This is a genomic window from Paenibacillus albiflavus, assembly GCF_004344915.1.
Lineage (GTDB): Bacteria > Bacillota > Bacilli > Paenibacillales > NBRC-103111 > Paenibacillus_AM > Paenibacillus_AM albiflavus.
Genome location: NZ_SKFG01000006.1, coordinates 1 through 15,510, shown reverse-complemented (window position 1 = coordinate 15,510; position 15,510 = coordinate 1). Strand labels below are relative to the sequence as shown.

Here is a 15,510-nt window from a genome sequence, read left to right as displayed (position 1 = left end):
GGCTTTTTCGTTTATCATATCTACAATTCTATATATGAATATTAATGGAGGATATATTTAATGAAAAAAATTCACTCTTCACTTATCATTTTTTTGGCTTTAGGTGTATTTGGCATTATTACAACGGAAATGGGCATTATAGGTGTTCTTCCCCAAGTCACTCAAAAATTTCACATATCGCCCTCTCAGGCCGGGTATCTTGTAAGTATATTTGCTTTAATCGTTGCCCTTTCAGGTCCATTCCTGACCTTACTCGCTTCTGGCATTAATCGTAAAGTCATTTTGTTAACCGCTGTTTTTATGTTTGCCATCTCTAATATTGTCTATGCCTACACAACCAAATTCGAAGTCATGCTAGCTTTCCGGATTGTCCCTGCTATTTTTCATCCTGTCTTTTTTTCAATTGCTCTTGTGACCGCGGCCAGCCTTGTTCCTCCCGAAAAGAGCAACAAAGCCGTCACTAAGGTTTTTGCCGGAATAACCGTCGGATTCGCTTTTGGCGTGCCGTTGACCTCTTATCTCGGCGAAAAAATTTCGTTGGAAGCTGCTTTCCTGTTTGGTGCTGTTGTAAGCATGGTTGCCTTTATAGGGATACTTACCTGGCTTCCTTCTATGCCTGTTAAGGAAAAAATGTCTTTTGGTAAGCAGCTTAGCATCTTGCGCAAACCTCAATTGTGGTTAACGATCGTGATCGTTGTTCTTATCTTTGCATCTATGTTTTCAGTGTACAGCTATTTTGCCGAATATCTTGGACAAGTCACCCATATGAACGGGTCATGGATTAGCATTATGCTGATGGCCTTTGGCGTCACCATGATTGCTGGAAACTTTTTGTTTGGGGGCTTTTTACACAAAAGCATGACCAAGACCGTCATCCTGTTTCCTCTGGTATATGCGGTCATTTACTTATTCACTTATTTTCTCGGTTCGTATTTCTTGCCGATGGTGGTCATCGTATTTATTTGGGGGGCCGTGCATTCCGGTGGGCTTATTGTCAGTCAAGCCTTGTTGATGACTGAGGCGAAAGAAGCTCCCGAATTCGGCAACAGCTTGTTTGTTTCATTTTCCAATGTTGGCATTACAGTAGGGGCCTCGATAGGCGGACGGTTTATATCTCAGTTGGGCACACATCAGCTGATCTGGTGCGGCATTATGTTTGCATTACTTGCTTTCTTGTTGATCATAGTAAAAATGGTAATTTCCAAATCAAATGCGGAGAGAGTAAACGTACGCTGAACAAGCCTGAAGCAATAGTTCAATTTAGCGGCAGTAACACCGGCACCTCAAGCATTTCCCACACTACCCCACAATAATATTTTTCGCCGTCACTTGTGGTACGGTTCAGCTTAACGGTATTATCGGCGAAAAATGCGAAAAGAGCAGCTGCGGCGGTGATCTGCTCCTTGTTTCGTTCAACTATCGTTCCTAACGTAACCTTTGGCGTATAAGCCTTAATTGGTATTACCCCTTCGACGCGTCGGTCTGCGAGGGATCGCCCTCACTAACCACTTGAGCAATAATTCGTAATGGATCAAATGCAATGCTATATATTACCTGTCACATCTTCGGTTAGCAAATATAGCGATTACTGCCAATCTGTGCGACGATTCGTGCTGGGAAGATCATCTGTATTTCCGAAAGCTGATTTCTTGCTGTCAGGCCGCGAATATACGCAAAGTCGGGATGGAAGAATTTGTCGGACAAGTAAGCCGAAACGTCGCTGCCTGGTTTTCTGACCTTATTCAAGACGGATATAATATCTTGCTCGGACTTGATCCCGATGCCGTGTCCATAATAGAGATCGGCTCCCAGCTTGACGACGTTCTCTCCTTGCCATTCGGGCTTATCCGGATCGTGTTCGGGATTTGAGAAATAAAGTACATCTCCAGGGTAAGACGTCTTTCCGTCTTCATTGATTAGCCGAAGGTGGCTGTCATGATGCCCGTCGTAAAGCAACAAGTTGGGGAAATTGGCATTAAACGCTTCGTCCCCGTTAGCCTCGATAATAGCCTTGTACAGTACGATTATTATCGCAGTGGCGCATTCGAAGGCATACTCTGACCCGTTGTCATAGATATCGCGGATGGCGTTCGCGGGAGATACGCCAACATTCAGTTTGAATCCACCCTCCTCGTTCCGGGTCCAGTAGCGTCTGTTGCAGCGGGATTTGCTGAAAGTAGCAAAGACGGCCTCACTCGCGTCTAGCGCCTTCGCAGCCTCCACGGTTAGGCTTCTCAGCTTTAGCTCGTAGCGTAAGTGGGCTTCCGAAGCGTATCGGTATCTGGTCACACTCTGCTTCTTTTGTTGCAATATATCCTTTTCCAGCATCGACAGTGCCGTTGTATCGAACAGAGTATTGGTTTGACCCTCAATGACGATCATTTCCTCGTCCCCTTTCTATTCACTATGTTATAGTCTACGAGGATCGCCAAACGAAGGTGCGTATTACGGAAGAACCCGAGAATCTGCAATTTTCGATGGTTTTGCCATTTTCTCACAAAGTCTTATTTTTCTATTGGTTCTGTTAATTCTCTTCTAAGTAAAGCAATTTCATGTTTATACGGAGGATTTTTGTATTTAATAGGTCCAATAGATGGGGTTTCAAGCAGTTTGGGGAGATTAGAAAGTTGAGGATGGTGAACAATATAGTCCAAGGCATGCAGGCCTATAAATCCATGTCCGACATTCTCGTGCCGATCTTTACGGGAGCCGCGTTCGTTCTTGGAATCATTAATGTGAAGCACTTTTAACCGATTAAGCCCAATGATGCGATCGAACTCATCAAGCACGCCGTCAAAGTCATGGACAATATCGTATCCAGCATCATGAACATGGCAAGTGTCCAGGCAAATTGAAAGACTCTCATTGTAAGTTACTCCATCTATAATGCAAGCCAGTTCCTCAAAGCGAACACCACATTCCGTCCCTTTACCTGCCATTGTCTCTAACGAGATTTGAACCTTTTCATTCCGGGTAAGAACTTCATTTAGCCCCTTAATGATCTTGTTAAGTCCCTTGCCTACTCCTTCTCCAACGTGTGATCCGGGATGCATCACAATCTGCTCCGAACCTAATGCTTCCGTCCTGTCCATTTCATCGCGCATAAAGGCAATGCTATGACTGAATACTTGATTGTTCATGGAATTTGCCAGATTGACCAGGAAAGGAGCGTGAACAACAATATCGCTGATTCCATGCTCTTTCATATGCGCATGCCCCTCTGATATCTTGTAATCAGAGATCGGTTTTCTTTTCGTATTTTGTGGAGCACCGGTGTATATCAGGAATGTATTCGCTCCATAAGAAGCAGCCTCTTTGCTGGCTTTAAGCAACATCTCCTTGCCGCCCATGGATACGTGACTTCCGATTAGCATGTATTATCCCCCGAATTCCTCATTTCGTTAAACAGAATATTTTCAGCGTTTACAGGAAGAGAGGATGTTATACATCAGGCAATAAACAACTGACAAACTGAAACGATGACGTTCGACCCTAGTCCACAACTCCCTATCTGGCCCTTCTCCCTAATTTCTCCTCACTTATGATACGGTTCAGCTTAACGGATCTATCGGTGATTCAATTCGTGAAATGATTATTGTTTCATTTTTCAACTCTACCTGTTAAAAAAAACGAACAAGCGCCGAGGTAAGTAATAGCCTATGTTTTGCCTCAAAGAAAGTAAAAAGCCGCAATATTGCGGCTCCAGATTGTAGAGAACCGAAGTTCTCTCTTTTTCCTATTATTTATAATAAGAATCGATCAGCGGAACGAAAAGACCGCCTCCGTCTTTAACTTGCATAGAGATCGCCAAGGTTTCGATGTTGCCAATATCGACGACAATTTCTTTTAACCCTTCACTCGGCGAAATCGTTTCAATTGTTTTCAAGAGGGCAAATGTATCATTATCTCTGATTTCGAACTTTGTAAGATCCTTATCGATCGCCGCAATCTTCAAATGAAGCGTCTGATATTTTTTGTTCGGCGTAATAATGAGCGTCGGCGCGCCGGATTCGTGATAATAATAGGCTTCTTTGTAGTTTTTATTGTTGTAGGTCGTTTGTGCCGGATCCTTCGTGTAGGTATAGTTATCAAAATTCTCCGCATTTAGAGGGGTTCCGTTCACTTTCTCCCCGAGAAGCACTTCCTGCTTCTCCTCGTCAAAGCCGACGGCTACCTGCAAAGCGTTGGCAACAGCCCGTACCGGCAAATAGGTCGTGTCATTATATGTAATTGGTAAAATAGCTGAGCCTTTCGCATCATTTAACTGCGCCACGGTGCCATTGACGCGTATTTTGAGATCACCATTTAAATAGGCCTTGATTTCTTGCATGTTGGCGCCGGCATAAACGCCGCTCCCGACCCCGACGAGCAGAGATAGTCCTGCAACTGTGGCAACAAGTTTTTTGCTTAGCATGGTTGAACTCCTTTTAATATTCTGATTTGTTAAAAAATACAATAATATTTATTTTACAAAGATTTTAAATCCATTTCAATAGGAAGTTTTGCTCAATTATGGGCATTCGAGAGTGCCGCCCGCTGTGCGCTCGCAGCCTTTTCAAATCTACATTAAAACTCCAAACGCATATCATACCAAACTGCACCAGCGAGTTTAGATTGTGATACCCCCTCATTTTTATATCCAAGTTTTACATAATACTGTATTAACTCCTCTTTGCAAGTCAAAATACAGCCTTTTCGTCCTTGTTTTTTCGCATCCTCTATAACCTGTTCCATCATTTTGCTAGCATATCCACGCTTTCGGTATTTAGGAACTGTATTTACCCCAAATATAGCCTGCCATGCTCCATCTTCCTCATGCAAAGAAGCATTTTTAAACATTACATCTCGAATTCTTGTCTCATTTGTTACCATTCCATTGATGAAACCTATTGGATCACCATTATTTTCCAAAATCCAGAAATGATTTGGATACACTTTCAATCTTTCTTCAAACTCCTTCTCTGTCGCTGCTTCTTCAGGTGGAAAACATAGTTTTCCAATTTCCGTAAGAACGGGTAAATCATTTAGTGTAGCGGTACGGATTCCCATACATCAACCTCCTCTTTTTTAAACTGCTGATCCTTCGCGAATGAATGAATTGTCGTCGGCAATAAGCACCTTAATGTTCGGCACAAATCACTCCCCTTCCCTTCCACTTATTATGCATTATGAAGGCGTCAGCACCATACTGAGTATTCGGCAGCGTGGTTCAGTATGCACTGTCGGACAACGATTAGAAGGCGGTCAATGTAAAAATTTCGCCCTACTTATGGTACGGTTCAGCTTAACGGGATAACGGCGAAAAAAGCGTAAGGAGCACGTCGCGGCGCAAGATTGCCAATGTTTTATATCTGACTTCGATTTCTGATCATTAATCGTTCGTAAATGATTCCGTTTGAACCAAACCGATATTGACTGCCTCCCAGAGGTATAGGGATACGATAGTAGAATAAGGCTTCCATTCGACATGTTTACGTTTCAATTGAGATTTGCTGTCGTTCTCTTCGGATGAATAAAGCCATTCCGCAGCTCGGTTAAGTCCACTGTCCCCAAAAGACAAGACATCCTGTCTTCCTAAATAGAAAATGAGAAACATCTCTGCGGTCCACTGACCAATACCCTTTATTGAGACCAATAAACGAATGACTTCCTCGTCGTCCATGTTTTGAAATGCATGAAAATCGAGAGAGCCTTCTTTCACACATTCGGCGGTGTTCCGGATATAGGCGAGCTTGTTCTTAGATAATCCCGCAGAACGCAGACTCTCCTCCGTTGCGGCTAGGATGGTATCTGGCGTTATCGTCCCGCATATCTGTTCAACTCTGCGGAAGATTGTCTCTGCGGCTTTGACCGAAAGCTGTTGGCCGATTAACGATCTTGCCAGATAGTTGAATCCATCCTGCTGATTTGGTATGCAGATGTTTCCGATCCGATTTATCAGCTTGTCCAGCAAAGGATCGTTGCTGCATAATTCACGTACACAGTGGCTGTATGGGTTAATATCGAAGAGATATCGCAATTTAATCATCCTTTCTTGTTACAGTCCAACTGAACAAGTGGGAATCAACGAGCGTATGAGCCGCTCTTGAGAATATATCGGGGTTAAAATCGGACTTTTTCATGTAAGAAAGCATAATAGCCCCATTACATAACATACGTAATAATTCTGCCATTTCAAATGGACGAGCAGCACCAGCCTCTTCTGCTAATCTTGCGATGCGGTTCCAGTTTTCTTCCGTACCTTTGACCGCCCTTATATGATTCTGATGGGAGGAGTCCGGAAATTCGACTGTTGTATTTACAAAGGGACAACCACGATATCCGGGTGTTTTCATCTTCTCTACAAATCGGTCAATGAGAGCATGCAACTGCATTGCGCTTGAATTCGGATGTTGAAGCTGCACTTCCTCCAAATCTTTCGCATTCAGATCTTCGTGATATTCCAAATAAGCCGCAACCAAATCGTCTTTAGATGCAAAATTCCGATAGAAGCTCGATTTGACAACGCCCGATTCCAGTATAATACGGTCAATTCCGACGGCTCGGATACCCTCTCTGTAAAACAAATCCGATGCCACTTGAAGAATTCGATTTTTCGCTGTCGCTCTTGGCATGAAATCACCCCTCAATTAATTAATTGAATAATGAACAAATTTGATAATAAAAGGTACAGAACAGTCCCTTTTAATAATAGCCACTACACTGAGAATTGTCAATTTTTACGAGGAATATACTACTATTATGAATTTGACAAAATTTTCAAATAGCTGTATGATCATCGAAAAGGTACAGATCAGTACCGTTTATATTCCGGTGCATTACACAGTCTGTCTTTTTTAAATTTAAAAATGGAGGAGATTCAAATGACGACAACAGAGAAACTAGTAAGTACATGGGATGCCTGCTTTGACAAGGAAAGCGGCTGGTTTCCCCCACTTGAACGCGCACTGCAAGGGTTAACAGCTGTACAGGCATGCTGGAGAATGGATGGGAAAGAGATGAATACGATCAAGGAATTGGTCAACCACATCTTATTCTACAAGTCACAGTTGCTGTCTAGCCTGACAGGTTCGACAGACGCTCCATCAACAGACACAAGTTTTGATGCGGGCACCCGTGTGATTAGAGAGGAAGAGTGGCAGGAAACAGTTGAAAAATTGAAACATATACACACAAGCATTCGTGAGAAGCTTTCAGCATTGAGCGATCAAGATTTGCTGAGCGAATTAGATGGGGTCACGATTGACCAATCGGTATCGAATCTTGTTCTCCACGACATCTACCATACCGGTCAAATCATCTTCATCCGCAGAATGCAAGGTTCATGGTCAGTTTGACCTTCATCAAATCATGATACAAATTAGCAGCGTCCAACTTAAACTTTTCTTAAAGTTCGAATCGGCGCTGCTTTTATTCGATTTACATCGAATTATCCCATAAGCAATCTGAACCTACTTCCTACGGGGGTGCATGATCGATATGCAAGAGAATCTGCAAGAATAGACAGGCTTTGTATTCATTAATGGAGCATTTCGATTCGATCCATGTACATCTTTACATGGATTAGCAATAACCGTCATATAAAACCCTCCCAAGGAACAAGCTTGTTGCATGTCACCTTGGTTGGAAACGTTTCTCAACATCGAACTTTATAGATTCCAAATAAAGCTCAAGCGCTAATAGCACCTGAGCTTCGTCTTATAGGTAAATGTGGCTCCAATAAACTATTTCCTGATAAGCGACACACAGCATTCATCATGCCTTGTATTCCTATACTGTCATTGGATTGAATTCATTAACTCGTAGAAATATTTAGGTTCATAAGTTTTATTAAGACGATACCAAGCGTCTAATGTTTTTGGAGAAAATACATCTAGCGCTTTTAAAACATGAACAGAAAATTCTAATGGAGCTACTCCGGATGCGGTGATCAATTTCCCATCGGTGACAGCAGATTCCACTTTGTAATATTCTTCGCCCGTGTAAGAATGGCAAACCATTTTAAGGTAGGCCAAATCATTGCTTGTGTGCCAACGTGAATCTAACAATCCTGCTTGAGCAAGTCCTAAGGTAGCACCGCAAATTGCTCCAACTGCTATCCCTTCCTTTAAACACATCTCGGCAATTTTTAATATGGGCACGTGAATAGCTTCTGTCCATGTATTTCCACCAGGTAAAATCAGTGCATCTACGCTTTTAATGCTGCACTCATCCACTTTAATGTCAGGCATTATTTTCAATCCGCCCATTGTAGTTACTGGAGTCTTTTCTATCCCAACGGTGACTATTTTTGCTGGAGCCAGCCCCTGTCTGAAGTATCTTCCAGAGTTCAGTTCGGCGGCTAAATAACCTATTTCCCAATCGGACATGGTATCAAACACATAAAGATATACTGTATTATTCATTTCTAAGTGCTCCTCATAAAGTTTATTAGGTAACAGCAACCATTCATCTTTAATGAGTGGTTATCATTATAATAAAACAACTTCACTGACAACTGCTGTCAGTGAAGTTGTTAAACTTGATAATATTCCATTAACTCTGAAGCAACCGCCACAAGTTTATTCTTTAGATTCTGTGGCTCTATAACTTGAATGGATTTCCCATAGGGAAGAATTATATACGGAACATGTGTATACAGTGATTCTTCCTCAAGTAAAAAAATTGCTTGCGTTGATGTCCGCTCCTGCAAATGATGCTCCAAAAACCAATGTATGCATAAATCATCCAACGCCTCTGCCCTGCCACCAATAATTAAAGAAATTAATCCGGATTTACCTACTACATCTGGTAACAGATTTTTCATAAAAAAAGTACGCGCTGAAAAATCATTGGGACGCCTAAATGAGAATGGCGTGCGTGTGATGTTCAGAATTCGTTCTACCCGAAAGCTGCGGATCTCATTCCGCAGGTGGCAAAATGCAATTGTGTACCACTTATTGTTCCAATTAACCACGCCATAGGGGTCTATTACCCTATTTGGGGACTGCTCTTCATGACTGTTACGATAAGAAATTTCTACAGACCATTCATTTGCTACAGCGTGCTCCAATTCCTGCAATACCGGCTGAACAGCGGGGTATCCCCTGCGGTTTATTACTTCAAATCCGGCTAAATGATGGCTTAGTATACTTTCCTGCTCCTGATTCGAATACATTTTCAACTTGGATGTTGCATTCTCCAATGCCTCACTCAAAGGATATCCAGCTTCTTTTGCAAATAGGGCAGCATGAAGCAGTGTCTTTTTTTCATCAATACTAAATAGCAGAGGAGATTTGATAAAATTGTGCAGCAAGCTATACCCGCCATTGTGCCCTGTGTCGGATATGATAGGGACGCCACTGGCACATAGTGCATCAATATACCGATAAACTGTTCTTATATTTATCTCTAACTTTTCCGATATTTGCTTTGCAGTCAATTTCTCTCCCGAATTCAACATCCATAGAATTGTTAGCATATTATCATTTTTTGGCATAACATAACCCTCACCTTTGATTACCACTATACTTAACTTCTAACAAGCACTTTAAGTGATTTGTTTGCTAATCCACTGTATTCCTTTGTTTAACGGCGAAATCTTTTTTGCCGCGGCGCTCAATTTTCATCTTTTGAATTAATTGATATACTGAATGTAACATAGCTAAGGTAAAAATACTTGCGATGATCTTCACCGTACTTGAGGGAACTGTAAATCCGACAAATTTAGTGTTAATTCGCTCTCAGAATGATGGGGGATTTTGTGTTAATAAGATTTTACAATGATAAGCTTAATAATGTATACCTTATTACACTTTAGGCGGATAAGGCGTACTACGGGTTGTTTATATTATCCTCGCATATTTTTTTCAAAATGGAGAGTTTATGAAAAAGACTATTGTTTTTGTATTAACGATACTTATATCATTCTCAGGATTCGCAACACCAAGTTATGCGTTGTCAAATACGCAATCTGCGGCAATACAAACATTGTTGGATGATGCAAGCCGTATATCAGGGGTACCGGGAATGTCAATCTCAATACTTGCGAACAATGAAGTGCACTACTTTTCTTCTGGGTACGCAGATCGCGAAAAGGGACTGTCGGCAAGTGAAAATACTCTATATGAGCTGGCTTCGGTAAGTAAATCCTTTACCGGCATGGGTATTCTGCTGATGGAAGAACAAGGACTGCTGTCAATGTCAGACTCTATCCATAAATATTTGCCTTGGTTTACGTTAAAGTATCAGGGGAAACACGTTGATATGCAAAGTATGACACTCAATAACTTTTTACACCATACTAGCGGCTTAACAAATGGCCCTCACAATCAAAACATTCCACAAGGCAATACGCCGGATATGTTGCAAAAAACCGTAGAAATGCTCGTAGATTCTGAATTGTCGTTCTATCCTGGTGAGCAGCATAATTACGGAACTGTTAATTATGACGTATTAGGTCTGGTTATTGAGATTGTGTCGGGACAAAGCTATGAAGACTTTATGAAGGAACAGGTATTTCAGCCACTGGGTCTTCACCAGACGTATGTTTATAAAGAAGATGCTCAAGCCACCGGACAGTTGGCACAAGGCTACCGTTCTTCCTTTTTTATGACAACTCCGTATAACGCGCCAGATTATTCCGGGAATAAACCCGCAGCCTACATCATTTCTAGTACAAAAGATATGGCACGTTGGATGGGCATACAGATGGGTATTGTGCAGGATATACCTGAAATATTCCATACAGTTATCGAAAAATCACATCAGGGTGATATGTCTGTTCCGGCTGTCAACGAAATGTATTATGCGGCGGGCTGGTCGGTAAACGCCAACCAAACGATTATAGAGCACCCAGGGGGAAATCCTAATTTCGGGACCGAAATGGCCATACTGCTAAATGAACGAACAGCCATCTGCTTGCTGACCAACGGCGCAAATATCAATAGAAGCATGGTACTAAAAGTTAACGATATATTAGACGGCAATCTGACGCAATCATATAGAATAAGCGGCACACAGCTTTTGGACATCATTTTGTCATCTACCACAATTATTCTCTGCCTATTGGCTGTTCTGCTCTTTCTCTTAGGATTACGCAGAAGGAAAGCGAATGAGCGGCAGCCAATGACAAAAAAGCGAATAATCGTAACAGCTATTTTGCTGATTGCTACGATTGTCCAGTGTATTATGTTCTATGCATTAGATTGGTCAGCGATACTTATTTGGCAAACATATAGTGTTCTTACAGCTTTGATTTCGTCGGCATTATTAACAGCAAGCATTACATGGTTTGTATACACTCACCGATATAATGCCTCGCACCGAAAATAAGCATTTTGTTCGTTCGGCTTATTGGATTAATGTGAAGTAGACATTTGATAACAGACAATGTTAGCTCAAAGGGAGTGTCCACACACTCCCTATTTTCGCCAATAAACCAACCTCCTCATTTTAGTTGACTCAAAAATCATTCCTTTATTCTCCTATCAAAATACAGTTGTACTTTTCTTAATAGATTCTTAATGAATTGCAGTAAATATATATTTCTCTATCTATTATTGATATGATTTGATCGTGATCAAGATTGGCTTTATTTTGCTGAAGTAGGAGGAATGATTCACCATCAATCAAATTTTAATAGTAGACGATGAACCCGGAATTCGTCAGTTAATTAGGATGCATTTAGAACAAGCGGAACTTCAAGTCATAGAAGCCAGTTCAGGACGACAAGCTATTCAATACTTACAGGAATATGCCATAGAATTAGTGATATTGGACCTCATGATGGATGATGGCAACGGGTTCGAGGTACTGCAATATCTACGGGACGCAAATATGGAATCATTAGTAATTGCGCTTAGTGCAAGACGAGAAGTGCAAGACAAAATCTTGACGCTCGGATTAGGTGCAGATGATTATGTCACAAAGCCTTTTAGCCCAGTGGAATTGGTTGCTCGCGTACAAGCACAGTTAAGAAGACATCGCCCTCATTCTTCTTATCCTGCTAAGATTCTACGTTTAAATAAATTAGTGCTGGATATCGAAAATTATCTTTTGCGAAATGATGGAATATCATTTTCTGTGACCCCGGTAGAGTGCCGACTTTTAGAAATGTTCATGCAAAATCCAGACCGCGTTTTAACCAAGAGAGAAATTTACAAGCAGGTGTGGAATCATGAAAACTTTGATGATAACAATTTAAGTGTTTTTATCAGCAAACTGCGAAGCATTCTTGAACCCACGGAGGACTCGCCTCATTACCTTCACACCATACGTGGAATTGGTTACAGATTCTCAGGTGATGGACAATGAAAAATCGAACAAAGCTTTGGCTACTTATGCTCATTAGTGCAATCACTAGTATTCTTCTGTTTAGTTCACTTAGTCTCGTTATGGGTAAAATAGGAGATAGGGGTTATGATCTGAAAAGCCTGAACGCCCTCTCGCAAGAAGTCCTTAATACGATTGCAACGCGTCAAGCTTTTCAGATCGAAGACATCAAGCCAATATTGGATAATGCTCATAGCAACCATCCTGATATTCGTTATGAATGGATTTCAGCAGATGGATCGACGATTTATGATACCTTCGGAGAAAAGAAAACCTATGATTTTGAGCAGCTTGCAAATCGAATGCTTAATATGCCTCAGAACCTATGGGGGGTCGATGAACCGGTTACGCTTACTTTTTCTATTAGCCAAGCTCATCAACCCTATTATTTGTTGATGAGCTTGTCCAGTGACGACATGAAAAATGGGCAAGTTTACTTTTTCATGCGCACCTTTAAAGCCCTGTCTACTTTTATGCTACCGTTAATTGTTGCTTTATTAATTCCCTATCTACTGTCTCTATGGTTTTTCTCTTCCATGGACAAACGAATCAATAAGCTCAATCATGCTTTAGGGCAACTTAACCTCCAAAGTGAACTCACTGTACTAGAGGATACGAAAAAGGATGAGATTGGCCAACTCACTACGCATTATAATGCCATGGCTCGCCGTATTCAAAATCAAGGCGAACAAATCAAGCAATTTGACGCCAGACGAAATCTGCTGCTATCTAATCTCTCTCATGATCTGCGCACCCCGCTAACGATGATTTTAGGCTATGCGGAAACGATTCGCGCTGGATTATATAAGAATGAGAAGGAGCTGCAGGCGAGTGCCAAAGTTTTGCTGCAGCGCTCTCGTTATATCGATAAGCTATTAGATCAATTGTTAGATATTACTCGTCAGGACGAGGGGAATTTAGAGCTTCATGTTGAATTGCATAATGTATCTGAAATGATGCGAAAAGTGGCTGCAGACTACCTGATGTTTCTTGAGGGGCAAAACTTTACTGTTGAAGTCAATATCCCCGACGAGGATATCCAAGCCTGGATTGATGCCTCCCTAATCGAACGTGCGTTGCGAAACCTGTTGGACAACGCGATCCGTTACGGATCAGAAGGCCATTATCTTGAGGTCGGGCTTACGGAAAAGGATGATGCCCTATTCATGACGGTTATCGATAAAGGACGCGGCATTCCCTTACAGGATCAAAAGCATGTTTTTGAACGGTTCTACCGTGTCGATGGCAGCAGAAAAGGCGAAGGACTCGGCATTGGACTATCCATTGTCCAAGAAATCATTTCCCTCCATGACGGATCAATTACCTTGACGAGTCTCCCTTTTGAAAGAACAGTATTCGAGGTCCAACTGCCAAATCATCAGCGTGAACAATCAAAGTCATAATAGGTAATGTAATAGGGCACCCAAAAGGTGCCCTATTATTTGTTAATCGTGTTTCTGATAACGGTGATCGCTTGCTTTAACCCTGCTTACTCTTTTGATTGATCATCTTTAGCAGAATTGTTACGGCCTCCGCTCTAGTTGCCTTATCATTGGGAGCGAATTTGTTCGAACCTTTGCCTGATATAAGGCCAAGATTCTTCAACACTGCTACCTGACCCTTCGCCCAGCTTGGAATGTCTGCGTCATCCACGAAGTCGGTTACCGTATTCGTTTCCACCTTCAGCGCTAGCGCTTTAGCGATCATCACAGCCATCTCTGTGCGTGTAATTTCTGCATCTGGACGGAAACTGCCATCCGAGTAGCCTCTAACGATACCCGCTTGAACCGCTTGCTCTATCGCTTTCTGCGACCATGTTCCAATCTTCGCCGAATCGGTGAACGTAACCTTCGCAGCTTCCTCTTGCGGCTTCAACGCCTTCATCAGCATCACCACAAATTCAGCCCGAGTGACGATGTTATTTGGCTTAAACGTGCCATCCCCATACCCGTTCACAATTCCGCTCTGTACTGCCTTATTGATGTCGGATACTGCCCAGTGCCCGGCTATGTCACTAAAGTTAACTTCCTTCGACTCGTCTATCGAGGGTGATCCAATGGGCAACCCCGACGCCCGATCTACCACCAGCACAGCAAATTTCATGAAGTTGTCCACCTCTACGCTGATGCGATTGCCTTCGATTTTGCCGTTCTCGATTTTCACCCATGTTTTCGTAGCTTCATTATAGTGAAAAATCGCTACCGTTTGGTTGCTATTCACTTGGCTTTGTTTAAATACCATAGTCAATGTAGCTGGCCTACTGAGGTTTTCTGGAATATTCTTCTGAACGTCGAACACCGGGCTTGCCGAAATTTCATTATGTGCAAAAAGATTTTGCGTATTCGATACCTTCTCAATGTTAATTTCCAACGGTTTGCTGGTAGCATTAGCCGGAATACGAATGAAGATCGCTTGATCCAAGCTCACTTCACCGGTGCTTCCTAACGGAAGCGTTAGTTTCCCATTCGTTGAGTAGATGGGGCTGCTGATTGAACCATGGTTACTGCTTGAACTTTCGCTTGAACTTCCACTTGAGCTGTTTCTTGGCGAAACGGGGTTGGATGGGGAGGAAGCTGGACTTGATCCCACGCTATTCGTTGCAACCACCGTGAACGTGTATTCAGTTCCGTTCGTCAACCCCGTGACCGTGACCGGACTCGCGGTTGTGCTCGTTCCTTTGAATCCTCCTGGACTCGACGTAACCGTATACAGCGTGATCGCACTTCCACCATCGCTCAATGGGGTGTCGAAGTTGACCGTCGCTTGTCCATTGCCTGCGCTCGCCGTCACATTCATCGGTGCGCTAGGCACACTGATCGGTGCGACGGGCGTCACACTCCCTGATGCCGCTGATGCCGCGGAGTTGCCTGCGCTATTCTTTGCAACTACTGTGAACGTATACGCCGTTCCGTTCGTCAATCCCGTGACCGTGACCGGACTCGCGGTTGTGCTCGTTCCTGTAAATCCCCCTGGACTCGACGTAACCGTATAGCCCGTGATCGCACTTCCCCCATCACTCGCTGGGGCGTCGAAGCTAACCGTTGCCCTTCCGTTACCTGCGGTCGCCTTGACATTCGTCGGAGCGCTCGGCTGACTGATCGGCGTCACACTCCCTGATGTCACTGATGCCGCAGAGTTGCCTACGCTATTCGTGGCAACTACTGCGAACGTATACGCCGTTCCGTTCGTCAATCCCGT

The 15,510-nt window shown here is 42.8% G+C and carries 14 protein-coding genes and 2 pseudogenes; 7 read left to right on the top strand and 9 right to left on the bottom strand.

Features of this window, described 5'->3' with window-relative positions:
• Positions 1–60 precede the first annotated feature (60 nt).
• Positions 61–1,236 carry an MFS transporter gene (locus tag E0485_RS08255; protein ID WP_132417527.1) on the top strand — a complete coding sequence of 392 codons (1,176 nt, stop codon included), beginning with the start codon at positions 61–63 and terminating at the stop codon, positions 1,234–1,236.
• A gap of 333 nt (positions 1,237–1,569) precedes the next feature.
• Here the strand turns inward: E0485_RS08255 and E0485_RS08250 are convergent, their stop codons facing one another.
• The 6 genes from E0485_RS08250 to E0485_RS08225 form a co-directional block, all read right to left on the bottom strand.
• Positions 1,570–2,382 carry a protein-glutamine gamma-glutamyltransferase gene (locus E0485_RS08250; protein ID WP_132417526.1) on the bottom strand — a complete coding sequence of 271 codons (813 nt, stop codon included), beginning with the start codon at positions 2,380–2,382 and terminating at the stop codon, positions 1,570–1,572.
• Between the two features lie 122 nt (positions 2,383–2,504).
• A complete protein-coding gene (locus E0485_RS08245) occupies positions 2,505–3,374 on the bottom strand; it encodes a deoxyribonuclease IV (RefSeq protein ID WP_132417525.1) in 870 nt (289 codons plus the stop codon).
• A 365-nt stretch (positions 3,375–3,739) separates the two neighbouring features.
• Entirely contained in the window at positions 3,740–4,414 is a 675-nt protein-coding gene (locus E0485_RS08240) for a stalk domain-containing protein (RefSeq protein WP_132417524.1), read from the bottom strand.
• 152 nt (positions 4,415–4,566) lie between these two features.
• The gene (locus E0485_RS08235; RefSeq protein ID WP_132417523.1) at positions 4,567–5,049 is read right to left on the bottom strand and encodes a GNAT family N-acetyltransferase; all 483 of its coding nucleotides are present in this window, start codon (positions 5,047–5,049) and stop codon (positions 4,567–4,569) included.
• A gap of 322 nt (positions 5,050–5,371) precedes the next feature.
• Positions 5,372–6,019 carry a DNA-3-methyladenine glycosylase family protein gene (locus E0485_RS08230; RefSeq protein WP_165921129.1) on the bottom strand — a complete coding sequence of 216 codons (648 nt, stop codon included), beginning with the start codon at positions 6,017–6,019 and terminating at the stop codon, positions 5,372–5,374.
• Position 6,020: 1 nt separating this feature from the next.
• On the bottom strand, positions 6,021–6,614 hold the full coding sequence (locus E0485_RS08225; protein WP_132417521.1) for a TetR/AcrR family transcriptional regulator: 594 nt from the start codon (positions 6,612–6,614) through the stop codon (positions 6,021–6,023).
• A gap of 249 nt (positions 6,615–6,863) precedes the next feature.
• Here E0485_RS08225 and E0485_RS08220 point away from each other — a divergent pair, with 249 nt between their 5' ends.
• Complete coding sequence (locus E0485_RS08220; RefSeq protein ID WP_165921128.1) at positions 6,864–7,337, top strand: DinB family protein; 474 nt, start codon at positions 6,864–6,866, stop codon at positions 7,335–7,337.
• Positions 7,338–7,778: 441 nt separating this feature from the next.
• Here E0485_RS08220 and E0485_RS08215 read toward each other — a convergent pair whose 3' ends face one another.
• Together E0485_RS08215 and E0485_RS08210 are read right to left on the bottom strand one after the other, a co-directional pair.
• Positions 7,779–8,405, bottom strand: coding sequence for a type 1 glutamine amidotransferase family protein (locus tag E0485_RS08215; RefSeq protein ID WP_132417519.1), 627 nt, complete (start codon positions 8,403–8,405; stop codon positions 7,779–7,781).
• Positions 8,406–8,515: 110 nt separating this feature from the next.
• Positions 8,516–9,478 (bottom strand): helix-turn-helix transcriptional regulator, encoded by a 963-nt coding sequence (locus tag E0485_RS08210; RefSeq protein ID WP_076323627.1) that lies wholly within the window; start codon positions 9,476–9,478, stop codon positions 8,516–8,518.
• A gap of 386 nt (positions 9,479–9,864) precedes the next feature.
• Between E0485_RS08210 and E0485_RS08205 the strand changes: the two genes are divergently transcribed.
• From E0485_RS08205 to E0485_RS08195, 5 genes and pseudogenes are all read left to right on the top strand, one after another.
• Entirely contained in the window at positions 9,865–11,313 is a 1,449-nt protein-coding gene (locus tag E0485_RS08205) for a serine hydrolase domain-containing protein (RefSeq protein WP_132417518.1), read from the top strand.
• Between the two features lie 345 nt (positions 11,314–11,658).
• A pseudogene (locus tag E0485_RS25890) lies at positions 11,659–11,886 on the top strand (response regulator); the annotation flags it as partial.
• Positions 11,863–11,968: pseudogene (locus E0485_RS25885) on the top strand (DNA-binding response regulator); the annotation flags it as partial. The pseudogenes E0485_RS25890 and E0485_RS25885, both read left to right, overlap by 24 nt.
• Positions 11,969–12,012: 44 nt before the next feature.
• Positions 12,013–12,294 carry a winged helix-turn-helix domain-containing protein gene (locus E0485_RS25880; RefSeq protein WP_407944837.1) on the top strand — a complete coding sequence of 94 codons (282 nt, stop codon included), beginning with the start codon at positions 12,013–12,015 and terminating at the stop codon, positions 12,292–12,294.
• On the top strand, positions 12,291–13,715 hold the full coding sequence (locus E0485_RS08195) for a HAMP domain-containing sensor histidine kinase (protein WP_132417516.1): 1,425 nt from the start codon (positions 12,291–12,293) through the stop codon (positions 13,713–13,715). The genes E0485_RS25880 and E0485_RS08195 overlap by 4 nt, the downstream gene beginning before the upstream one ends.
• A 76-nt stretch (positions 13,716–13,791) precedes the next feature.
• Here E0485_RS08195 and E0485_RS08190 read toward each other — a convergent pair.
• On the bottom strand, positions 13,792–15,510 hold a 1,719-nt coding region (locus E0485_RS08190), incomplete at its 5' end, for an S-layer homology domain-containing protein (RefSeq protein WP_207910945.1).

Coding starts and splice junctions, on each gene's coding strand:
- E0485_RS08255 (WP_132417527.1), top strand. CDS start 61: ATGAAAAAAATTCACTCTTCACTTATCATTTTTTTGGCTTTAGGTGTA.
- E0485_RS08250 (WP_132417526.1), bottom strand. CDS start 2,382: ATGATCGTCATTGAGGGTCAAACCAATACTCTGTTCGATACAACGGCA.
- E0485_RS08245 (WP_132417525.1), bottom strand. CDS start 3,374: ATGCTAATCGGAAGTCACGTATCCATGGGCGGCAAGGAGATGTTGCTT.
- E0485_RS08240 (WP_132417524.1), bottom strand. CDS start 4,414: ATGCTAAGCAAAAAACTTGTTGCCACAGTTGCAGGACTATCTCTGCTC.
- E0485_RS08235 (WP_132417523.1), bottom strand. CDS start 5,049: ATGGGAATCCGTACCGCTACACTAAATGATTTACCCGTTCTTACGGAA.
- E0485_RS08225 (WP_132417521.1), bottom strand. CDS start 6,614: ATGCCAAGAGCGACAGCGAAAAATCGAATTCTTCAAGTGGCATCGGAT.
- E0485_RS08220 (WP_165921128.1), top strand. CDS start 6,864: ATGACGACAACAGAGAAACTAGTAAGTACATGGGATGCCTGCTTTGAC.
- E0485_RS08215 (WP_132417519.1), bottom strand. CDS start 8,405: ATGAATAATACAGTATATCTTTATGTGTTTGATACCATGTCCGATTGG.
- E0485_RS08210 (WP_076323627.1), bottom strand. CDS start 9,478: ATGCCAAAAAATGATAATATGCTAACAATTCTATGGATGTTGAATTCG.
- E0485_RS08205 (WP_132417518.1), top strand. CDS start 9,865: ATGAAAAAGACTATTGTTTTTGTATTAACGATACTTATATCATTCTCA.
- E0485_RS08195 (WP_132417516.1), top strand. CDS start 12,291: ATGAAAAATCGAACAAAGCTTTGGCTACTTATGCTCATTAGTGCAATC.